This window comes from Methanosarcina sp. DH1 (genome assembly GCF_020804205.1).
GTDB classification, from domain to species: domain Archaea; phylum Halobacteriota; class Methanosarcinia; order Methanosarcinales; family Methanosarcinaceae; genus Methanosarcina; species Methanosarcina vacuolata.
Genome location: NZ_WJBJ01000022.1, coordinates 1 through 26124 on the forward strand (window position 1 = coordinate 1; position 26124 = coordinate 26124).

The 26124-nt window shown below is 40.0% G+C and carries 19 protein-coding genes and 1 pseudogene; 7 read left to right on the top strand and 13 right to left on the bottom strand.

Annotation, left to right across the window (positions count from 1 at the left end; translation table 11 throughout):
• Positions 1–504 (bottom strand): annotated as a pseudogene (locus tag FXW07_RS12155) (ISNCY family transposase); the annotation flags it as partial.
• A gap of 659 nt (positions 505–1163) precedes the next feature.
• Here FXW07_RS12155 and FXW07_RS12160 point away from each other — a divergent pair.
• Entirely contained in the window at positions 1164–1373 is a 210-nt protein-coding gene (locus FXW07_RS12160) for a hypothetical protein (protein WP_229395665.1), read from the top strand.
• 368 nt (positions 1374–1741) lie between these two features.
• On the top strand, positions 1742–2071 hold the full coding sequence (gene eif1A / locus FXW07_RS12165; protein WP_156151156.1) for a translation initiation factor eIF-1A: 330 nt from the start codon (positions 1742–1744) through the stop codon (positions 2069–2071).
• A gap of 502 nt (positions 2072–2573) precedes the next feature.
• Here the strand turns inward: eif1A and FXW07_RS12170 are convergent.
• Positions 2574–4208, bottom strand: coding sequence for an acetolactate synthase large subunit (locus tag FXW07_RS12170; RefSeq protein WP_229395666.1), 1635 nt, complete (start codon positions 4206–4208; stop codon positions 2574–2576).
• 289 nt (positions 4209–4497) lie between these two features.
• A complete protein-coding gene (locus FXW07_RS12175; RefSeq protein WP_229395667.1) occupies positions 4498–5862 on the bottom strand; it encodes an NAD-dependent succinate-semialdehyde dehydrogenase in 1365 nt (454 codons plus the stop codon).
• Between the two features lie 266 nt (positions 5863–6128).
• Here FXW07_RS12175 and FXW07_RS12180 point away from each other — a divergent pair, with 266 nt between their 5' ends.
• Positions 6129–6512 carry a hypothetical protein gene (locus FXW07_RS12180; RefSeq protein ID WP_229395668.1) on the top strand — a complete coding sequence of 128 codons (384 nt, stop codon included), beginning with the start codon at positions 6129–6131 and terminating at the stop codon, positions 6510–6512.
• A 257-nt stretch (positions 6513–6769) separates the two neighbouring features.
• Here FXW07_RS12180 and FXW07_RS12185 read toward each other — a convergent pair whose 3' ends face one another.
• Positions 6770–7042, bottom strand: a complete 273-nt coding sequence (locus FXW07_RS12185) for a hypothetical protein (RefSeq protein ID WP_346655659.1) — start codon at positions 7040–7042, stop codon at positions 6770–6772.
• 96 nt (positions 7043–7138) lie between these two features.
• On the bottom strand, positions 7139–7402 hold the full coding sequence (locus tag FXW07_RS12190) for a hypothetical protein (protein WP_229395670.1): 264 nt from the start codon (positions 7400–7402) through the stop codon (positions 7139–7141).
• A 547-nt stretch (positions 7403–7949) separates the two neighbouring features.
• On the opposite strand from FXW07_RS12190, the gene FXW07_RS12195 reads away from it, so the two are divergent.
• Entirely contained in the window at positions 7950–9590 is a 1641-nt protein-coding gene (locus FXW07_RS12195) for a HEAT repeat domain-containing protein (protein ID WP_229395671.1), read from the top strand.
• Between the two features lie 33 nt (positions 9591–9623).
• On the top strand, positions 9624–9806 hold the full coding sequence (locus FXW07_RS12200; RefSeq protein ID WP_229395672.1) for a hypothetical protein: 183 nt from the start codon (positions 9624–9626) through the stop codon (positions 9804–9806).
• 98 nt (positions 9807–9904) lie between these two features.
• On the opposite strand, the gene FXW07_RS12205 is transcribed toward FXW07_RS12200, so the two are convergent.
• The 3 genes from FXW07_RS12205 to FXW07_RS12215 form a co-directional block, all read right to left on the bottom strand.
• The gene (locus FXW07_RS12205) at positions 9905–10735 is read right to left on the bottom strand and encodes a hypothetical protein (protein WP_229395673.1); all 831 of its coding nucleotides are present in this window, start codon (positions 10733–10735) and stop codon (positions 9905–9907) included.
• A gap of 596 nt (positions 10736–11331) precedes the next feature.
• Complete coding sequence (locus tag FXW07_RS12210; protein ID WP_229395674.1) at positions 11332–11484, bottom strand: hypothetical protein; 153 nt, start codon at positions 11482–11484, stop codon at positions 11332–11334.
• Positions 11485–11759: 275 nt separating this feature from the next.
• Positions 11760–12956, bottom strand: a complete 1197-nt coding sequence (locus FXW07_RS12215) for an aldo/keto reductase (protein ID WP_229395675.1) — start codon at positions 12954–12956, stop codon at positions 11760–11762.
• 554 nt (positions 12957–13510) lie between these two features.
• On the opposite strand from FXW07_RS12215, the gene FXW07_RS12220 reads away from it, so the two are divergent.
• Positions 13511–14938 (top strand): right-handed parallel beta-helix repeat-containing protein, encoded by a 1428-nt coding sequence (locus FXW07_RS12220; protein WP_229395676.1) that lies wholly within the window; start codon positions 13511–13513, stop codon positions 14936–14938.
• Between the two features lie 773 nt (positions 14939–15711).
• Here FXW07_RS12220 and FXW07_RS12225 read toward each other — a convergent pair.
• The 5 genes from FXW07_RS12225 to FXW07_RS12245 form a co-directional block, all read right to left on the bottom strand.
• Positions 15712–18405 carry a vWA domain-containing protein gene (locus FXW07_RS12225; RefSeq protein WP_229395677.1) on the bottom strand — a complete coding sequence of 898 codons (2694 nt, stop codon included), beginning with the start codon at positions 18403–18405 and terminating at the stop codon, positions 15712–15714.
• Complete coding sequence (locus tag FXW07_RS12230; RefSeq protein WP_229395678.1) at positions 18402–20375, bottom strand: VWA domain-containing protein; 1974 nt, start codon at positions 20373–20375, stop codon at positions 18402–18404. The genes FXW07_RS12225 and FXW07_RS12230 overlap by 4 nt, the downstream gene beginning before the upstream one ends.
• Positions 20376–20383: 8 nt before the next feature.
• The gene (locus tag FXW07_RS12235) at positions 20384–21265 is read right to left on the bottom strand and encodes a DUF58 domain-containing protein (RefSeq protein ID WP_229395679.1); all 882 of its coding nucleotides are present in this window, start codon (positions 21263–21265) and stop codon (positions 20384–20386) included.
• A gap of 161 nt (positions 21266–21426) precedes the next feature.
• Positions 21427–22446, bottom strand: coding sequence for a MoxR family ATPase (locus FXW07_RS12240; RefSeq protein WP_229395680.1), 1020 nt, complete (start codon positions 22444–22446; stop codon positions 21427–21429).
• Positions 22447–22462: 16 nt separating this feature from the next.
• Positions 22463–23317 (bottom strand): hypothetical protein, encoded by an 855-nt coding sequence (locus FXW07_RS12245; RefSeq protein WP_229395681.1) that lies wholly within the window; start codon positions 23315–23317, stop codon positions 22463–22465.
• Between the two features lie 803 nt (positions 23318–24120).
• On the opposite strand from FXW07_RS12245, the gene FXW07_RS12250 reads away from it, so the two are divergent.
• Positions 24121–25746, top strand: coding sequence for a PKD domain-containing protein (locus FXW07_RS12250; protein WP_229395682.1), 1626 nt, complete (start codon positions 24121–24123; stop codon positions 25744–25746).
• The last annotated feature ends 378 nt before the right edge of the window (positions 25747–26124 follow it).

Below are 26124 nucleotides of genomic sequence, written 5' to 3' on the forward strand. Positions count from 1 at the left end.
GTATTTCTGACATCTTCCTTCTTTTGGATGTTGTTCGTCATAGTGCACCATATGTATATTTTCTGAAAATGGAACAGTTTTCTGTTCCATTTCTTCGTAGAATGCTCTTAAAATAGTGCTTTTTGATCTCGGATAGATGAAGTCCATTATATCAGAAATTCCATCGTATGAAACGTTATGGTATCTGAGTAACTGGAAGAAATCATTGAATGAATTAAAAAGTAAAGTCTTCAGATCTTCCCAAAAACTATGATCTTCTTCGTGTGTATTACCACAATTTGAGCATTTATATCGACCAATGTTGATTTCTCCAAGACCTTCTTTAGTATGAGGATTATAGCCATTATGAACCATTGGAGTACTACAAATTGAACAGACTGGAGGAATTTTTCTACGAAAAATTCCTCGTGTGGTATATTCATAATCGTTTCCAAAACAACCAAAAACGTCTAAGAGAGCAGGGAGCTCCGAAAAGTTATTAAGAGTAAGGTTTATAGTTACCATTGTTTTTGCCGTAACATCATTACATAATTATAGAATTATAATTTTGTGTAGTGATGTTACACTTACTTTTATCACTAGATTTTGGGACTGAGTCTGATTTATGTATTTTTGATTCTTTTGGACTCTGTTCCAAAATCCATTGATTTTTGCATTTTTGATAAAAAACCTGAATTAACAAGAAGAATCCAGTTTTTATCAAAATCGACATTCGCTATCTAAAGACTTGAATAACTATGATTTATTACACAGATGATAACCATTTACAAAATCTAGTGATTTTGAATTTTACATTCATCACTATATGTTGTACTGAGTCTTCTTTTGTAATTATTTAAATTAAGCCGACGAGTTTCCACGTATATTAATGCTTATTTCAAGTATATTGATGTTTATTTCAAGTATATTGATGTTTATTTCAAGTATATTGATGTTTATTTCTTGAAAAAGATCTTTATTTCTTTTAATTTACTTTGGATTTTTGGACTTTTCTGGCCATTTGCCCACAGGAAGATTTATATAAGTCAATAACTACGTAGAAGCGGTTGAAAATAAAGAGATGTGTAATCTGTAATTAATAACTCCACTTTTGTTTTATCGATTATATCCGATCATGTTTTTATCGAATACATGTATCCGATATAAACGGAGGTGAAACAATAATGGGTTTTTATGACAGAGGAAAATGGGTTTTTATGAGAGGAAATTCTTACCTTGTCGGCAACCGAAAAATTTACCGAGAAGGTTTCAGAGGCGGTAACGGCGACCTGAGCGAAATTCACAAGTTTATCTGTTCTGGCTACTTGAATACAGGGTTGAGACCGAAGTTCCATTCAAACAGACCATTGGAAGGTCGGTTTATTGACAAATAAGAACTTTGTAATCATTGAAAGTCTCAAATATAATAATATCTGCGCATCTACATCAAAGCTGAACCAGTTTAAGATATAGTCCGAATTGATAATCAATTCACTTTCATTGACTATTCTCTTTGTTTTTACCTTTTATTTGGGAGATTTCTTGGGAAACAAAAACGGAACAAAAAATAACAATTTAATCAGAGAATTCAACCAAGTCTCCCTAAAAATGTTAAGATCTCTATGGTCTAGATCTATAAAGATATCCGGAAAGACGGAAAAACAAGCCGAACTGAGAATAAAATCAGAGAAAGCTTATTTAAAATTAAAGCAGTTGAAATAAAACCAGTATTGGAGGAATTAATTTGGCTAATTATAGAAGCATTATCCGACAGAAAAACTCAGGATCAAAAAAATCGGTTGCAGGAGATACTCATGAAGTAACAAGAGTACGCACTCCTCGAAAGGACAGAAACGAAGTCCTGGCAACAGTATTAAGTTTACTCGGTTCTAAAAGAGTCACACTACAGTGTATGGATGGTGTGGTCCGAATGGGACGAATTCCCGGGTCCAAAAACAAGAGAATGTGGATTCGCGAAGGCGATATAGTCATAGCGAACCCATGGGAAATTCAGGACTCCAAAGCCGATGTTACCTGGAAATATACAAGGCCTCAGATTGAATGGCTTGAAAGAAAAGGATACCTTAACTGAGGATGCCTGAAACACTTTATTCACTTATAGTAACTTTAATCTGCGATTCAACTAACCTGTGGCAACCTCTTGTTTTGGAAGTCAGGTTTAAAATCAGGACATGAAACCACAAGCTTAAGAACCGCTTAAATTTTACTATCAAATGTCTGAAATTCAAATTGATTGGTTCCGAGGCGGTATAACTAAAATTTTTTAGTTAATAATCCCATAGTCAATTTATAATCAGTCAACCTGTAACTAATGTGGGAAACACTTCTCTCGTTCATTTTCCTGGCTTTACTGCCATGAACTTAGTTATTAATCAATAACTTTTAACCCAATTTAAGCGCTTCTAATTCATTTTAACGCTTTATTTGTTTTAACGCTTTATTTCGTTTTAACGCTTTATTTCGTTTTAACGCTTTATTTGTTTTAACGCTTTTCTCCTTATTTATCAAGCCAGAACAAGTATTTGTAGGAATTTCAATCTCCCTAAGGGAATGTTCCTTCACTCGATTTCCAATCAGAACTTACATGTAAGCTTTCCCAATTCTATCGAGAAAGTTTCATAGTTTACGGAATAGTCAATCGGGCACTCAATAACTGCCACCTTATTCAAGGCAAAAGCTTTCTCCAGAACTTCTGCAAGGTCGTCGTCTTCCTTAATCCTTATACCAACAGCCCCGAAGCTCCTGGCAAATAGAGAAAAATCAGGATTTCCATAATCCAGCCCGAAATCCTCAAAATGCATTTTTTTCTGCTTCCACTTAATAAAGCCGAAACCATTGTCATTGAGGATAAGGACAACAACAGGAATTCCATAGCGGATTGCGGTCTCAAGTTCCTGGCAGTTCATCATAAAACCTCCGTCCCCACAGATTGCAAGCACACGGCGCTCCGGATGAAGAAGCTTAGCAGTAATCCCTGAAGGGAGACCTGCACCCATGGTTGCAAGAGCATTATCAAGGAGCACAGTATTGGGGGCATAGGTCTTGTAAAGGCGAGCGAACCAGAGTTTATAAATTCCATTGTCCAGTGTGATTATATCCTCTCTCCCCAGCGCCTTTCTGACACTCTTAACTACAGCCTGTGGAACAGGAGGGTAGCTTTTTCTGGCAACAGCATTTATTTTTTCTTCAATGAAATTCCTGGTGTGTTCAAAGATAGGAAACTCCCGTTTCTCCGGAATACTTGCAGCAAGTTCCCGGATTGAAGAAGCAATATCCCCTATGACTTCTACTGTGGGGTTAAAGTACCTATCAGGCACGGATTCCACAAAATCAATATTTATGATCTGTTTGTCCAGCGTACCGTTCCACAGGTAAGGAGGATATTCGACTATATCATAACCAATAGTGATAATAAGGTCAGCCCCGTCAATTCCGCAGTTAACATAGTCCCTTGCATGAATTCCTGTGGCAAAGAGACTGTAGCTGCAGTCATCAGGAACGACTCCTTTCCCCATCTGGGTATGCACCAGGTAGATGCCTGTTTGCTCGACAAAATTTTCGAGCTCCTCAGTGATAGCTTTTCGGTTTGCTCCTGATGAAACTATAATCAGGGGATTTTTAGCCTCACAGATCATAGTCGCAGCTCTTTTTACAGCCTCGGGATCAGGGTGAGGAATTTTAATTTCACTTCGCTTCTGCACCGTCGCCTCAGTTTCTTCTTCAGCTACGTCTTCCGGAAGCTCAATATGTATAGCTCCCGGCCTATCAGCTTCGGCATGTTTGAAGGCATTACGGATCACGGTAGGGATCATTCCCGGATCAGTAATGGATACAGCCTTTTTGCAGAGAGGCTCCATCATTCTTACAGTGTTTACAAGCTGGAAACGGGCCTGCCAGTTGTCAGTCAGAGACTTCTGTCCGGATATAGAAATAAGAGGTGCCCCTATAAGCTGTGCCTGGGCAACGCCTGTAACAAGATTTGTGGCTCCGGGCCCAAGTGTTGAAAAGCAGACTCCTGGCTTTCCGGTCAACCTCCCATATGTTGCAGCCATAAAAGCCGCAGCCTGTTCGTGTCTTGTTATGATCAGTTTGATTCTTGAAGTCCTCAGCGACTCAAGCAGGTCAAGGTTTTCTTCGCCTGGCAGTCCGAAAATATACTCAACGCCTTCTTCTTCAAGCTGGGCAACAAAAAGATCCGAAGCTTTCATGAAAAAACTCCAATATAGCTGTATGGCTTTTATTTAAGCCGAATTTTCCTTAAATCAGGTTTGTTTATAAGCTTTGGTTAAGTTATTTGTTAACCTTAATTGAGTTTACTATTTAGGATTAAACAAATTTTTAGGCTTAAATAAATAAACTTTCAATTAAGCAGGTAGACTTTCAATTAAGCAGGTAGATTATCAATTAAGCAGGTAGACTGATTAAACAAATCCTCTTAATTAATTCTGGACAAGGTTTATTAAATAAAAACTTCAATCAATTCTCAGTCCTTTAGATTTACTTGTTGACCACAACCGTCTTTATGTTCACAAATTCCTTGAGCCCATAATGAGAAAGCTCTCGCCCGATTCCGGATTTTTTTACTCCTCCAAAAGGCAACCTCGGGTCGGATTTAACCATTCCATTAATGGCAACTGATCCGCATTTTATTCTTTTTGCCAGCCTCTGAGCCTTTTCAAGGTCTCGGGACCATATTTCAGCCCCAAGCCCGAATTCTGTGGCGTTTGCGACTTTGACGGCCTCATCTTCGTTTTTTACTGTGATTACCGGGGCAATGGGCCCGAAAACCTCTACATTACAAACCTTCATATCGGTACTGGCTGCAGGAATGAGGGTTGGCCGGAAGAAAAAACCCTTACTATGCTCTTCTCCGTAAACGTGAGGTTCTGCACCTTTCTTTTTTGCGTCTTTAAGGACTCTTTCAAGACTATCTAGAAATTCTTTCTTTGCAAGAGGACCAATATCAGTTTCCTCATCCATAGGGTTCCCGATTTTCAGTTCCTGCATTTCAAGCTCAAATGCCTCGATAAAGTCCACAGCAATCGTTTCCAGGACAATAAATCGCTTGGCAGCAATATGGCTCTGTCCGGTATTTAGAAAACTGGACTTTGCAGCAACCTGCGTAGCTCTTTCGAGATCAGCGTCTTCGAGTACTATAAAAGGGTCCGAACTTCCCAGCTCAAGTACGAGAGGCTTTACCAGGCTTCCTGCAAGTTCACCTATCTCCGAGCCTCCGTCTATGTTGCCGGTAAGTGAGATCCCATCTACCAGTTCTTCTTCAATAATTTCCATTGCAGTTTTTGAGTCAATTAACAGGGTATTGAAAACATTTTCAGGAAATCCGGCCTCAAGAAAGATTTTTTCAATTTCAAGGGCCGAAGCAGGCACATTTGAAGCATGTTTGATTATGCACACATTTCCTGCACACATTGAAGGCACTGCAAACCTGAAAACATGCTCGAACGGGAAACTCCAGGGTATTATGCCGAAAATTACTCCCAGAGGCTCAAAGGTTACGTAGCTTTTCTCAGCTCCGATATCCACAACTTCATCTTTCAGAAATTCAGCCGCGTTTTCTGCATAATAATCGCAGATCCAGGCGCATTTTTCAATCTCGTCCCTTGACTGCCTGATAGGTTTTCCCATTTCTTTCGTGATAATTTCGGCATAAATTTCGGCATTCTGCCTGAGGACCTTCCCAACCCTTGAAAAGTATTTTGTTCTCTCCTCAACAGATAACGAACTCCACCCGGAAAACGCAGTCCTGGAATTTTCAATCATGGACTCGCATTCTTCATAAGAAAAAGAATCATATGTCCAGTTTACTTCTTCAGTGTAAGGATTAATGGATTTTATTCTCATGACTTCCCCCCAAAAAGTCATTAAAAAATCATTTAACAATATTGGAATTCCCAGTATTATAACTTAAGGAAATTGAATGGAATATAAAGAATCCGGATCTTACTACATTCAAAAAACACAATAAAGTGGAAATATCTTGGCATATAGCCATTTTTAATCTCATGTGATGAATTATGTTCAGAATCTAGTAGGAATTGTTATAAAATCCAGATATCAATTATAAAGTATCAATTAATAACGTATATAATTATAAATGGGGGAAAATAATGAAAAAAGCATTGATTATTCTGATAGTCTTGTTCGGTGTATTCCTGGCTATAGGATGCGCTGGTGAGGAAGGTGGGGCTCCAAATGAAACAGGAACTCCAGAACAGGCCGTAACCGAGGCTGAAGCAGTAACCGAAGCTGAAGCTGTAACTCCGGTTCAGGAAGCCGTAACCACAACTGAGGCTGTAGAAGAAACTCCTGTTACAGAAGTAACTCCGGCTGAAGCAGTTACTGAAGCAGAAAATGTAACTGAAACAGAAAACGTAACTAAGCGTATAAGTAGTACCCAAAGAAAGAAGGAACGTATTCTGGAGAACATTCAAGCTGGAAATAATACCAGTGAAGGTAGAGTAATCAAGGTAACTCCCAGTAAAGGTTCCTAAATCGTTTGAGGATAGCTTAGACCTCTACCTCTTATCCATATTTTATTGTGTAGTTTGCCTTTACACGCGAACTCTTAAACTTATAAGGACGTAGCTGTGAATTTTCTTTTGGCAACTAACTCAATAAGTATTCAAAGTTAACCTCTATAGAGAAGGCTCTTCTATCACCTTTTGATTCGCGTGAACAACAATAAAATAATAATAAAAAAGTAAGATAAAACAAAAAAATAAGATAATAACAGGGTCGTGTCCCTAAGTTATTGAACAGGGACTCTAAACATTAGTAATTCTTTTAAACTCCATATATGATCTGTTATGTGATCTGTTATTCCTTCTGCCATTGCTGGAGTTCTTTGTAACCATTTTCTATTTCCAGAGTCTAGTCTTAATTTTAGAGAGTCGTGAGGTTTTATAAAGTTATACCATGCCTGGAATAAATCAAATGCTTTCGTATGCATCTTCATTATTTTACTGAATTCCATCGTTTTTCTTCCAAATCTTACAAGAGATGTCCTGATTGTAAGATTTATCCTTTCTACATTGAAATACCAATGTAATCATCCAAATTAGCTCCAAGCATTTCAGATATTTCTTCAGGATCTCCAAAAATAATACGTTGAATATTTTCAACTACATAATTTTTTATCTTTTTCTTTACTACGTTTTCCTTCGTGGTGGAAAAGGAGCAATCTTGTGTTACTATGTCCAGTAGCTCTCGCAAGTCCACGAATTCCTCCTTTCTCGGGAATCAGAGATATTGTTTTTAGAATTTCTTTTTCAGGAGTGTTAAGTTGGAAAAATACTGTACCTCTCGTTTCACTAAAACATTTTTCATAATTTTTATATTCAAGAAGCGCATGGTTGTTTTTACCATATCTTTTTTTTACCATATCTTTCTTTTTACCATATCTTTCTTTAAGGACTATATTTCCTTGATTATTAATTCCATAATCAGGACAATCTTTGTTCCAGCAAAAAAATTGTGAAAAATCGATTTCAGAAGTGATTCTAATCCCCCAAAAATAATGGATTCAAAAAATATTCAAAAATATTTAAAAAATGAAATAATTTTAGGAAAAAACACAGGCAATCGAATATACATATTATTTATAAAAACAATCTAAAAGTTCATATATCATAGAATGTAATATATTAAAAAATGTAGAATGTTAAGGGAGATTAAGAGCTGAGTTTAATGGTATAAAGAAGAGGGTCATTTGCAACATTTCAGTCTCGCTTAAACAGATGGTGCCAGCTATGTAAAAATTATATGCGCATCAGGCTCCGGAAAAACAGGAATTGAAAGTGCCAATTTTAGAATTAAAAGACTGAAAGACATCCTATTTATTTTCAGTATATCGGGCTGCATACTTTAAAATATTTTTTATATTTTAGAGGTTCCTGATAAGCTTTACACCAATGGGGGATAGAAGGAAAATGGACGACGATATCAAAAATCTTATTAAGAAATTGGAACGCTCGGTCTTTGCAGGAAACCGGACAACTGCTGCCGAAAAACTTGGTGATCTAGGGGATCCTTGTGCTTTAAACGCGCTGATTGGAGCGCTGGATGACTCAAATCCGAAAGTAAGAGCTGCCGCTGCAGACGCCCTGGGAAAACTTAACATGCCGGAAGCTATCCCTGGTCTTATAAATGCGCTTAATGATCCTGATAGTCCGGTTAAAAAGACTGCAATTGCTTCCCTTGAAAAAATTAGCACACCTGAAGCTATCTCAGGCATTGTGAAAGGGTTCGAGGACAGGGATAGGTTTGTCCAGAAGGAAGCGGTGAAATCCTTGATGAGGATAGGCTCAAGAGATGCAATTTACGCCCTTGAGAAATCCCTATCTTATCCGGATTATTCGCTGAGAAGGATTTCAATAATAGCCCTTGGAAAAATCGACACTTATGAAGCTGCTCTCTGCCTAGTAAAGGCAATTGAAAACTCGGATAACAAAACAAGGCAGCAAGCTGCCGAAACCCTGGGAAAAAGGGGTAAGTCGGATGTGCTTGATGAACTAATGGAAATCCTCAGGGACCCAAGACAACCTGTGCAGGAAACTGCATCCGAAACGCTTTGCAAAATTGTAAGTGTGTCAACTTCAGTGCCTGTGCTGGTCAAGGCTCTCGGAGCTTCGAGCAGGGATGTAAGAAAAGTTTCAATTGAAACTCTTTGGAAAATCAGAACGCCTGAAGCAGTTGCAGGGCTTTTGAGAGCCCTGGATGACCCTGACTGGTATCTTAGGAGCCGCGCTGCAGATGCCCTGGGAGATATAGGTTCTCCTGAAGCGGTCCGGGGACTGGTTAAAGCTTTTGATATATATGAAAACTCCGTCAGGAAGGCGATTACCTGTGCTCTTGGAAAAAGCGGAACTCCTGAAGCCATAGAAGGACTGGTTAAAGCTCTTAATGACCCTGATAATTCGGTAAGGGAATCAGCAGTTCTGGGCCTTGGAAGATCAGGCACTAATGAAGCTATTTCAGGTCTTTTAAGAGCCCTGGATGACACTAAGGCAGCAGTGAGAGAAGCTGCGGCTTCTGCGCTTGGGGATCTCAAAGCGCAGCAAGCTGTTCCTAAATTGGTGGAAATCCTTGAAAAACCTGATAGCCCAATGCAAAAAGCCGCTATCTGCTCACTTGAGAAAATCGGCACCCCAGAGGCAGTTGCCGGGCTTATCAGAGCTACTGAAAGTACAGATGCCTGCGTGCGAAGGGCTGCATTGAAAGCTCTTGAAAAAATCAACAAAACCAATTCCTCACCTGCCCCCACTCCTGATGAGGCCGAAAACCCTGGAACAAAGCCTGTTCTCAGGAACCGCTTGACAGATGATGATTCTGAAGTTCGGACTGAAACTTCAACTCTCTCAGGTGATATCTGCAATATGAATTCTCTTAAAGAGCTTGAACTTTCAATTTCTGTTGAAGAAACAAAGGAGTCCAGAGCCCACCAAAACGCAATTAACGAGAAGAAAAATGGAATCGGGTTGACCTGCCCATATTGCTCCAGAAGCCTGAATCTCACCACTGCTCCCAACTTCTGTCCTTTCTGCGGGATGAAGTTGAAGCTGAAATACTAAAACCCACCGCTTTTCCCGGAAAAAGCTGTCGGCATGGTAACAAGCCTTTTTAAAACAACCCTTTTGAAAAAAGGCTTGACCGCAACCCTTTTGAAAAAAGGCTTGTCCGCAACCCTTTTCAAAAAAGGCTTGACCGAAAACCCCAAGAACCGTTTGAGTCTGATAACCTTATCCTCAAACCCTATCGGCGTGATAAACCGGCGCAACGGTTTGTGATAAATCGGCGCAACGGTTGCGGGTCAAACTTCGGCCAGGGAGGCAAATAGGGCCGAAGACTTTTGTTGCACAGAATCGTAGATATACGTTTTCTGTTTTTACACTGCGGAATCCCTGGATGAGTGCATAATTTTCTTCAGTTCGTCAAAAGACTCGACTCCTTTGATATCTTCCATCAGGGCCGTAAGTTCAGTAATACTGCTGTTGAGCTGTTCATCACTCGCGTTTTCGCTTTCGTTCACTCTGGCTTTAAGAAGCTCTATTTTCTCCTCAACGGAATCAATTGCCTTTGCCTGTTCATGGGTTAACAGGACTTCTTTGAGTTCTGCTGCAGTAGAGGCTTCACTTACCTCAGTATACAGGTCTTGAATCTCAGTAATCTTCTCGTTGAGCTCTTCAGCTTTGCTGCTATCGCCGGCTTCTGTAAGCCTGGTTTGAGCGGCTTCGGCTCTCTCAGTCATATTCTGGAGGGAATCAAGGATAACAGCCTGAACATCAGTGAAATTTTCATCAGTTATATTTTCAAGCAGGATATGACAAAATTCATGCCCTTCGTCAGTCTCTGTTTGCATTTCATCAGGTTCCACATTCTTTCCGTCATTTTCCATACTCTCATTTGCCTGCCTTTTTCTAGACAAAACCGTCTGGAAGTCGGATGCATTTGAAACCTTACTTATCTCAATATAGAGATTTTGAAGTTCAGTAATTCTCTTACTGATTGAGTCCAGCATGTCTGCCTGAACTTCAGTGTAATTTTCTTCGCTTATATTGCCTGCAGGACAAGAAGGACAAGATCCCGGACCATAAATCAGATCCGTCGAGTTTTCCAGGGTTGCGTTTTCTGAAGCAAAAGCCCCTGTAGGGACAATACTCAATATAATCAGCACCATCGCAAAACGGGAAATCAACTTTAATGTTTTTACTATCATAGATTGCCTCCGTTAATTACCATGTTTTCCTGCTCTTTTTGTCTCAGCGCTGTTTCCTGTTGACAGTCCTGAAATCAACTGGATTAAATATAAGCTTACTTTCAGAAACAGAAAAAATTATAGAAATTTAATTTAACGAATAATTTTTTTGAACTTTAGATTCCGCCAGAATCTTTTAAATCTACTGATTTAATACTTATAAGGACTCTTAAATACTTCGGCCCTTAAATACTTCATTTTTAGTGTTGTATCCTGAAATGATATTTTAAACTCAAAATTATTTGAAAGTTTAATATCTAATACAACTACAGACGACGCAAAAGGTTAAACGTTGAGTAAATTCCAATTTCATCTTGGTACTGTGGAACGATCATGTAAAATGAAGCAAATTCGAAGTTGGAGTTAAATAATGGATCACCTGTACACCTGTCTTTCCGCAGATGTTCTCTTAAAATAAATAAGTTTCTTGCTATCGTTTCGACCCCTCCATGTGTTAGCGTATCTTTAAGAAAAGCGACTTACAGCTATGCGGGCATCATGGAAAACAGGGCATTTACAATCAGTACCACATCAGAAGCTTATTTAAAATAGGCCTATCACTTTGGAACCGCAGGTGAAGGGATGAAGATAAGTTTGAGGCAACTTGTCTGACGCCGGTAAGAAGCGAGCTTGTGCCTGCCCCTTATGTTGGTGAATTTCCTGTTGTCCTGGAGCGCAAGCTTCTGCATAACTTTGAGATAGGGCTTCATACCCTGTAGGAGAAATCCTGGATATCAAAGCCGGTGCCTGGATATCAAAGCCGATGAATCCTTTCTCGATGAAAAAGGAAAAACCAATATTGAGAAAATCAAGCCTATTATTATATGACCCAGGAAATGAAAGATATTATGGCGTCGGGTGTAATCTTGGAAAAGCTTTTTCGATAGGCAAGGAGTGTTGAACGAAAAAGCAACATCAAAAACTAAAAAGTAAAATAAAGTAAAGTAATTGAAAGTAACAAAAATTATGCATTTCAAATTCTTTTTTATTCCTTCCTAAACGTCTTTTTCGCGAAAATCTTCCATCCTCTGAGGTCTTTTCCCTCAAATTTTTCCTTCACAGCTTCGAGAAGGGAAGGAACATCCAGGTGCTGTGGGCATTTTTCAACACATTGTCCACACTGGACGCACTGGGAAGCATACCCTGGCACGTCGCCTCTTATTATTCCTCCGGGTTTTGATGCATACATAAGTTTTGCTTCCCTTTCATTGCCTGACAGGTAAAAGTTATCGAAGATCTCAAAACAGCCAGGAATGTCCACGCCTGAAGGGCAGGGCAAACAATATCTACAGCCTGTGCAGCCGGTTTTCATAAGTTTCCTGTATTTTTGTTCCGCTTTTTTTACAAGCTGCAGTTCGGCGTCGGTAAGGGAGTTCGGATAGGCTTCAGATGCGATTTTCAGGTTTTCTTCAATATGAGATTCCTCATTCATGCCTGAAAGCACAACCGTAACCTCGGGTCTATTCCAGATCCAGCGAAGGGCCCATTCGGCTGGTGTGCGCCTTACAGGAGCTTCATTCCAGATCTTCTGCACTTCAGGAGGTACGGGATTTGTCAGCTTGCCTCCGCGCAAGGGTTCCATGATAATAATACTCAGGTTTTTTGAAGCAGCATACTCAAGCCCTTCCGTTCCGGCCTGATTTTTTTCATCCAGAAAGTTATACTGGATCTGACAGAAAGTCCAGGGATATGCATCCACAATCCGTTTGAAATCCCCTGCCGATCCGTGGAAGGAGAAACCTGCATTTATAATTCGGCCGTCAGCTTTTGCTTTGTCGAGAAAATCCAGCACTCCAAGTTTTTCCATTTTGTCCCATAAAAGTCCAACAAGTCCATGCACAAGATAATAATCGATATGGTCAGTTCTGAGCCTTTCAAGCTGGGCATTCAGGATCCTATCCATATCCTCCCTACTCTTTATTGTCCAGGAGGGAAGTTTTGTAGCAAGTTTAATTTTTTCTCGGTATCCATCAGCAAGGGCCCGGCCAAGGAAAGGCTCGCTTTCTCCCATATGATACGGCCAGGCCGTGTCGATATAGTTTACTCCGTGATCGATTGCGTATCTAACTTGCCGGGTAGCTCTTTCTTCATCTATCTTTCCGTCCCTGACCGCAAGGCGCATGCACCCAAACCCAAGTATAGAAAGTTCATCTCCGTTCTCTGGTACTTTTCGGTACAGCATTTCCATTACCCTTCTGTTTTAAGCTTTTACACTATTTTAAGGGTTTCTACATCCGAATTGCGTTCCGTCACCCGAGTTCCGTCACCCGAGTTCCGTCTCGGGAGGACGGTGCCCTTTTCGCTCACTTCGTTCGCTCAAGAGGGGTAATTTCTAGATAAATTTAGATAAAGAAACTAATTTAGCTTCGGGAGGACAGCGAGAGTTGTACTTTAGAAGGACAGAGCCTTTTGCCACCATAAAGAATTCAGTAGTGTGGTATTTCATAATGTGCCGACTTTTTGAAAACTATAAATCTCAAAAGTTATTGTTTAGAGAATTCAATATCAAAAGATGTGTTTATCCTTCAGCATACAAAATATTGACTTTTATTTTACAGCAAATTTAAAACAATACTATAAATTCTCTCAAATTATATTAATATTAAAATATTTTTCTTTAATGGAAAAGTTTAACTATATAATTTTCCAAAATAATATCAATATTTTTTAATAAAGAATAAATGATCAGGGCATATAATAATGAAACGGGTGGACAAGTATTTTTCAGTAAACTTAATGTCGTCAATTCTGATTTTATTCCTTATTTTCTTTTCATCTACGACATCTGCAGTTACTGAACAAAATAGTACGGCTACAATGATGGAAAATAATACCACATACAATCCATTATATTTAGATAATCTATGCTATGGTAACCTCATACAGAATAAGACGGTGTCTGTAACTGGAGATGGAAGTGGAGACTTCAACTGCGATGGAATTGATGATCAGGTAGAGATAAATCAAGCTCTTAAATATGTTGCGGAAGATCCGCAGTTTACAACTGTTTATTTAAAAGGCCCATATACATACGTCATCTCAGATAGTATTTTTATTGGAAATAACACGACCCTGGAAGGCGATCCTACAGCTGTAATTAAACTTATAGACAACGCGGGCTGGGCAGTTGATAAGCCACTGATAACTCAGATGGACAGTAACAAAATAAATGGAGTAACTATAAAAGGGTTTGAAATAGACGGAAACCATGACAATAATCTAGATAAAACGAATGGATATGGATTTTACAATATGATCCAGTTCTGCAATTCCACGGATATTCAAGTTCATGATATGTACATGCACGATGGACACGGAGAAGGATTGAAAATAGACAACAGTTCCAAGGTTCAATTTTACAACAACTCTGTATATAAAACGGGCCATAGTGCTTTTTTTGCAGAAGATTGTCAGAATTTAGAGGCACGGGACAATAAAATAACCATCAGAACGGATTGCGGTCTTAGAGTTTTAAATTCAAATCATGTGAAGTTTCATGATAACGTAATCGATTCCTTTTATCACTGGAGTGCAGGTGGTTCTGGCATTATGGTTGAAAAAACAACAGGGGTCGTTAACGATGTAGAAATATATAACAATACTATCCATGATACTTATGGGTCCGGAATCTGGTTGATAGGTTGGTTAGATTCTTATCCCAGGGAAGAAGCCCAGAATGTCCATATTTTTAATAATATCTTTTATAATACTGGCATGAACCCAAATATTGACCTGGTAGGGGGTATAATAACAAGTGGGTTTTACAATACTCTCATCGAAAACAATATCTTTGACGGAGTGTATCATGCGGCAATTATTCATATGTTACCTACAGGATCTCACGTTTCTCCGACATATGAAGCTCGTCTCAGTCTTTCATCCATAGGCACAAAATACACAACAGTTGTTCGTAACAACATAATCGTAAATACTCAGAAGTGCAAAACAGACCCTGAGGGAACCGGATATGCAGTAATCAATTATCTACCTGAAACACACACTTTTGTGTTGGAAAATAACTGTTTGTACAATAACTCTGCAGGTAACTACCGAAACTGCACATCAAGCACAGACCTCTATGCAGATCCTCTCTTTGTAAACCAGAGTATACACGATTATCGTTTGGAGCCAAACTCTCCTTGCATTGATGCCGGATATACTTAAGAATGATTCAAGTACAATATAAAGTATTGTTGCCAGGAATAATTAATTTGAACTGGCATACAATGCTCAAATAACGAACTCGGATGACGGAAATCGAGCGAAGGACTCGGATGTCGCCCAGATAAAAGGTACTTGTAACGTTCTTACAAATTTTTTATAAAATGAGGTAGCGTTCTCATCCGAAAAAACCTGGGAGTTCCGAACGGTATTCAAGAGACTCACTTAATTATAGTTGGGGAAGAGGTATTGAGGTACTTGACTCATCGTTGCGAATTTCTCTTTCTATATCCCTTATTGTGGAGTAATGTTCTGGAGTAGGTGCTCTTTGCTAGTGGGGTGTTAAAGAGATGAGAACGCAATTTATACTACACAGTTATTGTATATAATATTTTTAACAGTTAACCTTATTTTATTTCTCTTTTTTTGTGTATCTTGTTAACTTTAGTTCATTAAACAAACGCTTGTTTCATTAATTTAATGATCTTACAATCTTGTAAATTACGCTATGAGATAACTCAAAATTTTGAGTAAGATAAAAGAGAATATTGTTTCATAAGTAAAGAAGAGACTTTTTATTATTTTCGAGATTTTTTATTGTTTTCTTGTTTTTTGAAAGATGACGGTCAACTGTTATCGGAATCCATGTTATATTTTGACGGTACCAGACGATATTAAAAAGTCTCTGAAAGAGAGTTCCAGAATAAAAGAATACAGGTAAAGTAATTGCAGATGAAATTGGCCTTATGCAGATGAAAATCAACCTGGAATGCAGCTTACTTCATACGGGTGTTATAGGTGTGATATACCGTATATATCAGATATATGAGAAAGGCAAGCACAAGGATATATTTAGTATACATTATTTTTGCCACGGCTTTCTTTTCGGTACGGGTCATGGAATCGGTTGTTATCCGGGAATAAATATCGGCTGCTGTATAAATTTTTCCGCCGTTTTCGAGCAGGGCTGTTCGGAATAATGGGTTTTCGCCTACATGCATATACTCATCAGGGTAGTTCGCAGAGGCAGGTCTCCATGAAATATTTTCGATGCCGAAGCTTTCAGGCATAAATTCCTCAGTATGATTTACGCCAGCAGGCTTTTCGGATATTTTATGGAGTCCAAAGGTGGTTGGGGTGACATATGATTCGTACATATTGTTTCCGAGAGGTGTTATTTCCATAGGCTTTTTGTCAAAATAAAGCTCAGGAATTCCTTCTTCCCTGGTTGTAATAAGGACCCTGCCCTGCTGGTTTATTTTAAGGTCAGGAATTTTTAACTGGAGGCTCTCGTACATCTCGATATCTGCAACTGCCCAGTTCAGGGTTCTTGTAATTACCAGGCTGTCGTTTCCTGAGTACAGGGCATGAGCCCAGGGAATTCCATTACCGTATCCATTGTCAGTTGTAATAGCTGCAACCCGGCCAAGGCCAAGTCTCCAGACTGTGATTACGGGTTTTCCCAGCCTGGTTGTTATAAGACGGTTTGCTTCCGGCTTTGGGCTTACTTCATTGTAGCCCAGAAGATCACAGGGAATTTCGGAGATTTCCTTTGTAATGAAATGCCTGGGATCATAGACAATCAGTGCACCGCTGGAATAATCGTCTTCTATCTCCTCAGATTCATCCGATCTCGCAGAAAAACTGACATTTACCCGCTGTCCCGGTTCAATCCTGTTATAATTTTTCGATAAACCGATTTTATTCATCAGGAGGTAAGCGTAATAATTGCCATTGGGATTGACCTGGCGCTCAGTGCTTGGAGAGTGGATATGGACAAAATGGATGCCAATTCCCTCTTCCCGAAGCGAATCCGCACAGCTTACCGCCTGTTCAAACGTTTCATCACCCTCGTATTTATTGCCTATCCCACCATCAGAAACGATTATAATTTCAGCATCTGAACTGTTGTTCTGTCCTCTAAGCAGGCTGCGTGCAGTTAACATTCCTCGTTCAAGTGATGTCGAGTCTCCTGAAGGGGTAATTTTGCTGATCTCGCCTTCAAGCCACACTCTATTCGATTCTTTGGACATGTCCACAAACCCGTCTGTGATGTCCTGTCCTTTGCTCCCGAATGTGATAACATCCACCCTCGCATCTTTCAGGTGCTCGTTTTCAAGAAGCACAATAGCATTGGAGAGTATGTCATCTAAAACACGCCCTCCAATTTTGTTACTTTGCAGGGTGCTCGGCGAGACATCAAGCATCAGGACAATATTCCTGCCGCCTCTCCAGTTTGAAGGGCTGGATGTAACAGGAAGAAGTTCCTCAAATTGCGTATTTTGATATGTATTTTCGGCAGGATAGTCAAAAGAAGCATCTCCTCCAACCACTACCATGCCGCCGCCATTAATGATATACTTCCTGAGGACTTCAACTTCCGAACTTGAAATTGTCGATACTGCCTGATTGTCGATTATAACTGCATCCATGCCGTTAAGAGAACCAGATGAAAGGGAACCAGATGAAAGGGAACCAGATGAAAGGGAACCAGATGAAAGGGAACCAGATGAAAGGGAACCAGATGACCGTGCAGTATGTACTTCATAAACCTCATTAAGTATAGCTGCCAGAGGCGAATCATGTTCATCGGTCACAAAAAGTACTTTCGGTTTTGGCGTTACATATACACCTTTCATGTACTGGTTATTATTCTCAAAATAATCCAGGCCTTTAACGTTTATGCTTGCGGGATGAAGTGTTGCTTTTATCGTATGCGGTCCCAGTGTATCGAATGTATGGTTGAAATCAAAACTTTCTATCCTCCCGGTCTGGGTAACCTTCTTTTCCATCACCTGCTTACGGTCAACAGTAACTCTCAGCTCATACTTCATTTCATTTTCAGTTGATTTACGGACATGAACCTTGAACGGAGCCTCATTTTCGATTACAAGTTCGTTTTCTCCTTCAATCTCTACGCTGAGGTCTTCTTTAACCGCATCAGGAATAAGTGCAGCTACAGGAAAGCCATTTTTGTAGCAGTAGGAAAGTGCGTCTTCAATTGAAGTACCTGAGTTGCTCTGCCCGTCCGAAACTATAAGTACATAATTTTCAGGTGATGCCTGCTGCAGAATAGCATCCCCAATCGAAGTCTGCGAGCCTGAAATGCTTGTAACCGTAACAGGAACTTTGCCGCTAAGTTTCTCGAATATATCCTGCGGAACTCCCTTCTGAAGCAGTTCCATACTTGCGGTTTCATCCGAAATTATAGTTATCCTGGATTGATTGGTCTTTGGGGAAGTTATCTCTGCGGAATACGGAGCTGCGAGTGCCAGGATCAGGAGGAATGCAACAAGTACATGAAAAAAAAGATGTTTTTTACTGGCTTTTTTTCCCAGTCCGAAAAGCAGGAAAGCCGCAAGAGGCAGCAGGAGAAGCAACTCGGATTTATATAGGAAACCAAAACCCATAAAATCAAAACTCACAAAATCAAAACTCATAAAATCAAAGCTCATAAAATCAAAGCTCATATTATTCTCCTCCTGAACATGAGCACGTTCTCAAGAACAAGAAGGAGCAGAAGGGCGTAAATAAGGTATTTTCGGAGTTTGTCAGGTGATTTCGTATACAGGTCTTCTTTCTGTATATCTTTACTCTCACCTGTCAGGTTTAATCGATTCTCAGTAAAGGTATTTGACTCCGTGGAATCATAGAGATTAGCTGCAACGGTTTTCTGGTTCAGCTCATAAAGCCCGCATTTATCGTAGTAAACGAATTTATTGCTGATCGTTTCCCCAGGGGTTTTGACTCTGACATTCTGGTCAAACGCTTCGTATCTGCCTGTATTTACATTGGTTTCACTGATGTCCCCGATTCCCCATAAGTATTTGAGAAGCTTTACCCAGAATACCGGATACGTGGGAACCGTAGGGAAATTGTTCCACGCATCATTTCCAGTAGTATCGCTAATCCCCACATAAGTTGCTGTCCCGTTGTTAATCTTCCAGGTACAGACTACAGGCCCTGCTCCTTTGAGTTCGGCAAGCACCAGGGAATTTTCACGCGGAACCGCAGCCAGGTATTTTCGAGTATACACTTCGTTAAATGAAATTCCCTCAAAAACCTTTGTCCCGCTCCCTGCGGTCTCAATCGTATGGCTGGAGTCTTCCTCAATTGAGTTGATCTCTACAGGAAGGGCAGGATATAACTCGTGCATTTCCGAAGAATTATACAGGCACCCGTTTCCTATAACTATCAGATTTTTCCCGCTTTGCGCGTAAGAAACGACTTTCTTTATGGTGGAAGCCGGAAGGGGGTTATGTTCACAATCTATGAGAATAGTATCATATTTTTCAATAGTATCATATTTTTCAACACCTGCCAGAAGTTCGTGTGGAAGGTCGTGCTGTACATCGACCGAAAGGCCAGGCATAAGGGACAAGGCCGTAATCACAGGAGATTTGCTTATTGCCGGGTCAAGGTCTGTTGTGTCAGGGTCTATTGTGTCAAGGGTTGTGTCAGGGTCTGTTGAGTCAAGGTCTGTTAATATCAGCATTTGTTTCGGCTTGATTTCAGGGATAGAAATCCAGGCAATATTATCACAGGGTACTGAATCCTTATTGAGAATTTCCACGGTGGATATCCCCTGAGGAATACTGGAAAATTTTATCTGCTGGGTCCCGAATTCCCCAAGTGATACAGGCTCGCTTATTTTTTGGGTGGAAATCAGGCTTGATTTGCTTTCCAGCTGCACATCGAGCTTCACACTTTCATTATTAAAATTTTTGACAGTACAGGTGTACTCATAGGTCCCGTCATTTCGGTCTTTGAGATATCCGCCTATAATTGCATAATTGGAAGCTGCTTTGCCGACCTGCCTGAACTCAAGCTCCATATCTTTCGCCCTGGCGATTTTGATATATGTTTCAGGGGCTTTGCCTGCCCAGTTTTCAAAGTCGGAGATGACTACAATTTTTGCTTTTTGATTTCCCTCGTCGTTTATAACGGTCAGAATAGCGTCAGGAATCTCGCCAGAAGTATCCCTGACTTCCAGACTGTTGATTAGCTCTTCAGCATAAGTGGTTTCTATCGCTTTTGCAAGTACCACAGGCATGCTTTCGGCAGCGATAATCGTGTTTTCCTTGCCCAGGCTTTCTATTGCTATGGATTTTGCAGTTTCGATTCTGTCAGGCACAGCCATGCTGGCAGACGAGTCTATAATAACCACAACTCTGTCCGAATCCGTCGTAAGATTCTCAAGTAGAGGGCCTGCAATGGCAAACGCCAGGAGGATCAGTGCAAGTAGCTGTAAAAAGAAGAGTGGGTCTGTTATTTTTTTACTGAGCTTACGCCTGGAATCGAATGCATTCCTGCTGATTTTCCGGACAAACATCAAAGAAGGCAGGATTATCAGTTTTGGGCGGGGTTTAAGTAAGTAAACAATAATCAGTGGAATTACACCTGCGAGCGCAGCCAGACCCAGGGGAAATTCATAATCCATAGGCAGAGTCACCCTTTACCTATGACCGTGAGCACGGTGTCAATAGGCCGATTATCAATACTGATTTTGAAATAGGGGATCTTGAAATCGTGTGCGATTTTATCCAGCTCAGCCATATGCTTTCCGAATTCGGCTGCATATTCCTTCCTGAATTCCTGACCCACTGAGATGCTGAACTCTTCGTTTGTTTCACTGTCAATAAATTTGACTGTGCCGTCTACGGTTTCAGGCAGGTTGATCTCGGTTTCGTCATAGAGATGTATAAGCACGAGTTCATGCCTGCACAACCTGTGGACAGCATATCGGATAGAGTCAGGATCATCCAGAAAATCTGAAATTACCAGGACCATTGATTTTGACTTTATTCTGGGGTATATGGAATCTGCACAGTCTGCAAGCTTTGTTTTTCCATTGACTGAGATTCGGGAGAGGTTGTCAATGGTCCGAAGAAATTCATCCCTTCCTTTGAGGGCTTTGGTATAGTCTACATTTTCTGCAAAGGTTGCAATCATATACTGGTCATTGTATCGCATTACGATGTAAGAAATTCCTATAGCTACAGTTGATGCGTATTCGAATTTGTTAGGGTTATTCTCAGGAATGAGCATGCTGGTGCTGGCATCAAGCAGTATTACCATGTTCAGGTTTTTGTCTTCTTCGAACCTGCGTATATACAGCTTTTCAGTACGGGCATAGAGGTTCCAGTCAATTTTCTTTAATGAATCCCCCTGGTTGTATTTTCTGTGGTCTACAATGTCAAGCCCGGATCCCTTCTTTGTTGAGAGATGGCTGCCTGAGTGAATGGCTGTTACCCTGTTCCTGATCGGGAGTGCATACCTGTCGAGCTGAGTCAGGAATGAAGTATCTATCTTATGTTTTTTACCGTTCATATCCTGTCTCTGCCTCCGACCAATACTTCCAGCCACTTACTATTACACTTCCAGCCATACTTATCCCGACTCCCTGCCATTTTCTATTACACCCGACCATACTCTCTATCCCGGCCTCCTGACAGATTTATTGCCAGTTTCAGCCGTGCTTATCTCCAATTTCAGCCACGCTCTCGTTCGTTATACAGTTGTTTTTTATCCTCGAGGATTTTTTGTATAATTTTATCGCTGGTAGTATTATTCCGTGCAGCCTCAAACGAGAGAATAATCCTGTGGCGAAGGACAGGGAGTACCATAGCGTCTATGTCTTCTTTTTCGACGTATCCCCGTTTGTCAAGAAACGCATTTGCTTTTGCACAGAGAATAAGAGCTATTGAAGCACGCGGGGATGCGCCGGCTTCTATAAGCTCAGGCAGATTTCGGGTCTGGTTTACGATCTCGATTGCGTACCTTTTGAGTTTGTTGGAAATTGGAATTCTCCGGGTGATCTGCTGGAGTTCAAGGAAGGTCTCTTTGTCTATGCACCGTCTGACAGCAGGTCTGAATGCCTCAGCATACCGGTTTACAATTTCAAACTCCTCTTCTTTGTCCGGATATTGCAGCTGGATTTTCAGCAAAAACCTGTCAAGCTGGGCTTCGGGCAGGGCATAGGTTCCTTCCATTTCAATCGGGTTCTGGGTCGCGAGTATAAAAAAGGGTTTGTCAAGCAGATATGTAGTATTTGCCACTGTAACCTGCTTTTCCTGCATAGCCTCAAGCAGCGCAGACTGGGTTTTTGGCGAGGCGCGGTTGATTTCATCGGCAAGGACAATATTTGCAAAAACCGGGCCCTGCTTGAACTTGAAGCGTTTGGAGCCTTTCTCGTCATCTTCGATTATGTCGGTGCCTGTTATATCCGCAGGCATAAGGTCAGGAGTACACTGTATCCTGCTGAACTTCATGTTCATAATTTGGGAAATTGTGGATATGGTCAGGGTTTTACCCAGGCCAGGGTTGCTTTCGACCAGCACGTGCCCTTCGCACAGCATGGCTATAAGGATCTGCCTTATCATTTCTTTCTGGCCGACTATGGCATTGCCTATCTCTTTAAAAATAACCTCGAAAATTTCAGAGGCTTTTTCATAGGTTGGTTTTAAATTAAGTTCCGAATCTTCAAGCTGGACTTCCTGTATTTCTCGCATTGGAACTCCTCTTTTTTCAAGATGAGAGCTTTTCAAAGTACTGCTTTATCAGCGGTTCATATTCTTCAGGCAGTTCTTCGCTGTAGGACTGGCTGTACCTGAATCCTTTTTTAGAGCCGTTTGGGCTTCCATTTAACTCATTTGCGGTCTCTGAATCGACCTGGTTTGTAAATCCAAGTCCCAGGCTCGGGTTTATCTCCATTTCAATCTGTTCTCCATTTTTGATTATGACAGCCTCTACGCCATACTCAGTCTCATCAACAGTTTCATTTTCCATTTCGCCTGCTGCCTTTCCTGCCGGTAAATCCGGAATTTTCTCTTTCAACTGGCTTGGAGAAATATCAAAGCTAAAATCTTCAGCTACACAGAAAACAATCAATCCGCTAAATAGCAAAAATATCACAAACGTGCGGAGAATCTGCCTGAGTGGAGCAATTTTTTTGATATCAATGCCGATTAATTCTTTGAGAACATCAAGAAAAAGCTTATTCGTAACTACGTTAAAATTTTGTTTGTTATCGCAGGCCGTACCTAACTTTGTCCTGAGCCCCGGAAAATTCCTTTCAAGCAAGCTTATGAGGTTAAATTCCCCTTTTTTCCTGAGCAATTTGTCGCAGACAACTGCGAAAAAAGTGATTATAACTGCTCCCACAGCCATTAAAATAATATTGAACCTGTAGGGGTCAATGTAGTTCTGGGTTTTAGAAAATGTCGCTATTCCGGGAAGAAAATAAGCAAACTCGTAGGCATTGAATAAAATCATAAGCAGGAAAAGAAAAGTAAATCTCTCAGCTATTATTAAGAGCCGCAAAAACCCGTAATAGCGCTTCAAATAAGTTTTATATTTTACCAGCACGGGCTCAAAAAACATGTAAATCCTTCCCATTATTGGAATTTCACGCTAAATATATTGTAGATGTTACTAAAATACTTTTCCAATAATTTTTGATATTTGGAACAATGAGAAGAATCCAAAAGATGTAAAAAATTCGAAAAGAGTGATAGTTTGCGGGAGCAGAAGTCCAGATTCCCGGAATAAAAACAGTAAGTGATTCGGTACAGTTTGATTTTGCCAAATAAAATGAATGCACTTGCTTTTTCGGAATTGATCAAAGATTCGCTACTAAAATTAAGTTGGAACTCACTCAAAATTTAACAAAATTTAACTTATTTGTTGCCTGCTATTGTATAAGGTATTAAACATTAAACTTTCATAGAGTTTTTAATCTGCGAAATAATTTCAGGATACAATATCCTGATTTTATTTATTAACTCTTTTTAAGTCCGTTAGGAATTCTCAGAATTGTTTTCATGATCATGAGCTTGATTAATTATTCAAAATACAAGGCCCAGGAAGTAAATATTAAGTTTTGGGATTAATTCGTCAACTGGAAAAACAGTAACAGACAGCCTTCACCTGTTTTAACAACAAACTGTTAATTAAATTGTATGTTTGGCCTTACATATGAAATAAATATTAACAAAGATATAATAAGTTCAGAAAGTGCTTTATATAAGGACAAGCCATCACTATTTATAGATAATGTTGCAGATTTTTTGCTTTTATGAAAAGAAATTTTTACAGCAAACGATCAGCAAAACCAGTACTAGATTTTGAAGAGACCAGTTTACATTAAAAATATTAAAGAAAAGAAAAATAATGGAGTAGGATCAATGAAAATTAACAAAAAGTTGCAATCTGCAGCTTTAATACCAGCAGCTCTGATTTTATTTTTAATTCTCGTTTCATCTGCGGCATCCGCAGATACTGACCAAGGCGTTTCGTCTGCAGGTATATATGCATATATTACAAATGAGTTCAGCAGTACTGTCTCTGTAATTGACACAGCTACAAACACTGTCACAGCCACCGTGCCTGCAGGATACGAACCTGCTGGAGTTGCAGTCAATCCATCTGGGACAAAAGTATATGTGGCGAACTTTTATGTGGAAGACTATGAAAATACCCTTTCACTATCAGTTGACGCGAAATCAAAATCCTCAAAAGTAACAACGGAACAGGTGGAAACTGACGGAGGAACTGTCTCCGTAATTGACACAGCAACAAACACTCTTATAGCCACTGTGCCTGTAGGAAGTTATCCAATTGGAGTTGCAGTCAACCCTGAAGAAACAAAAGTATATGTGGCAAATCGGGGTAGCAGCACTGTTTCTGTAATTGACACAGCAACTAATACTATTACAGCCACTATACCTGTAGAAAGCGGCGCCAATGGAATTGCAGTTAGTCCAGATGGAAAAAAGGTATATGTAACGAACCTTGACACTGGCACTGTCTCTGTAATTGATGTAGCTACAAATACTGTTACGGCTACGATAAATGTGGGAGACACTCCTTTTGGAATTGCAGTTTCTCCAGATGGAACAAAGGCATATGTGACGAATGCCTACGGCTACACTGTCTCTGTAATTGACACAGCAACAAACACTGTCACAGCCACCGTGCCTGTAGGACAATGGCCTTTAGGAGTTGCAGTTAGTCCAGATGGAAAAAAGGTATATGTGGCAAATGAAGAAAGCAACATCATCTCTGTAATTGACACAGCAACAAACACCGTTATAGCTACGGTGGAGGTAGGCGATCATCCTTTTGGAGTTTCAGTCACACCGGATGGAACAAAGATATATGCGGCGAACCATTACAGCACCACTGTCTCTGTAATTGACGCAGCAACTAATACTGTTACAGCCACGGTAGATGTAGAAAATAGTCCGGTTGCTTTCGGGCAGTTTATAGGTCCTATCTCACTGGCTCCTTTCGCAAACTTTTCTGCATCACCCACCGAAGGAAAAGCACCATTAACGGTTGCATTTACTGACAAAAGCATAAGATCCCCGACTAAATGGAAATGGGATTTCGGAGACGGAACAACTTCAACCAAGCAGAATCCAACACATAAGTATTCCAAAGTAGGGAGTTATACTGTTAAACTTACAGCAACAAATGCTAAAGGCAGTAACACGGCAACAAAAACAGGCTATATAAAAGTAGTAACAAAACCGGTTGCTTCATTCTCTGCGACACCTACCTCCGGAAAAGCACCATTAGCCGTTAAATTTACGGATAAAAGTACAGGAATACCGACCAAGTGGAAATGGAGTTTTGGAGACGGAACAATTTCAAGGGAACAGAATCCAGAACATGAGTATTTACAGGAAGGAAAATATAAGGTTACACTTACAGTAAGCAATGTGGCAGGCGGCAGTACTGTAACGAAAACAAATTACATAACAGTGACAACAAATACCAGACCTGGAATATACGCTGAAAATCAATAAATTATAAATTGAAACGATAAAAAGATCAAGGCTAAAGGGTATGTATGGTCATCAATCAGATATGACAAAACCAACCCTTTTAGCCTTAGTTTATAATCTTCTCTTTTCGATTTTGAGTGATTGGTCTTTCTTTTAATTTATTAACTCTTTGTAAGTGTTTGAAATTCTCAATTAGTACTTATGATTGAAGTGTTCTTAACTCGTATCTACAATTCAGCTGAGATACAGCAAAAAAACCTTCAACTGTTTTAATAATGAAATGTTAATTAAAGTGCGTACTTCGTTTTTAATATCTCAAATAATTATTAAAAATATTATAATATCGGAAAGTGCTTTATATAAAGGACAAGATATAAGTTTTTTAATAAATCTTGTAAA

Bases quoted from the DNA above. Each gene is read 5' to 3' on its own strand.
- FXW07_RS12225 (WP_229395677.1), bottom strand. From the start codon at position 18,405: ATGAGCTTTGATTTTATGAGCTTTGATTTTATGAGTTTTGATTTTGTG.
- FXW07_RS12195 (WP_229395671.1), top strand. From the start codon at position 7,950: ATGGACGACGATATCAAAAATCTTATTAAGAAATTGGAACGCTCGGTC.
- FXW07_RS12170 (WP_229395666.1), bottom strand. From the start codon at position 4,208: ATGAAAGCTTCGGATCTTTTTGTTGCCCAGCTTGAAGAAGAAGGCGTT.
- FXW07_RS12210 (WP_229395674.1), bottom strand. From the start codon at position 11,484: ATGAAGCCCTATCTCAAAGTTATGCAGAAGCTTGCGCTCCAGGACAAC.
- FXW07_RS12245 (WP_229395681.1), bottom strand. From the start codon at position 23,317: ATGTTTTTTGAGCCCGTGCTGGTAAAATATAAAACTTATTTGAAGCGC.
- FXW07_RS12205 (WP_229395673.1), bottom strand. From the start codon at position 10,735: ATGATAGTAAAAACATTAAAGTTGATTTCCCGTTTTGCGATGGTGCTG.
- FXW07_RS12215 (WP_229395675.1), bottom strand. From the start codon at position 12,956: ATGCTGTACCGAAAAGTACCAGAGAACGGAGATGAACTTTCTATACTT.
- FXW07_RS12230 (WP_229395678.1), bottom strand. From the start codon at position 20,375: ATGGATTATGAATTTCCCCTGGGTCTGGCTGCGCTCGCAGGTGTAATT.
- FXW07_RS12240 (WP_229395680.1), bottom strand. From the start codon at position 22,446: ATGCGAGAAATACAGGAAGTCCAGCTTGAAGATTCGGAACTTAATTTA.
- FXW07_RS12220 (WP_229395676.1), top strand. From the start codon at position 13,511: ATGTCGTCAATTCTGATTTTATTCCTTATTTTCTTTTCATCTACGACA.
- FXW07_RS12175 (WP_229395667.1), bottom strand. From the start codon at position 5,862: ATGAGAATAAAATCCATTAATCCTTACACTGAAGAAGTAAACTGGACA.
- FXW07_RS12180 (WP_229395668.1), top strand. From the start codon at position 6,129: ATGAAAAAAGCATTGATTATTCTGATAGTCTTGTTCGGTGTATTCCTG.
- FXW07_RS12160 (WP_229395665.1), top strand. From the start codon at position 1,164: ATGGGTTTTTATGACAGAGGAAAATGGGTTTTTATGAGAGGAAATTCT.
- FXW07_RS12190 (WP_229395670.1), bottom strand. From the start codon at position 7,402: ATGGTAAAAAAAAGATATGGTAAAAACAACCATGCGCTTCTTGAATAT.
- FXW07_RS12250 (WP_229395682.1), top strand. From the start codon at position 24,121: ATGAAAATTAACAAAAAGTTGCAATCTGCAGCTTTAATACCAGCAGCT.
- FXW07_RS12235 (WP_229395679.1), bottom strand. From the start codon at position 21,265: ATGAACGGTAAAAAACATAAGATAGATACTTCATTCCTGACTCAGCTC.
- FXW07_RS12200 (WP_229395672.1), top strand. From the start codon at position 9,624: ATGGTAACAAGCCTTTTTAAAACAACCCTTTTGAAAAAAGGCTTGACC.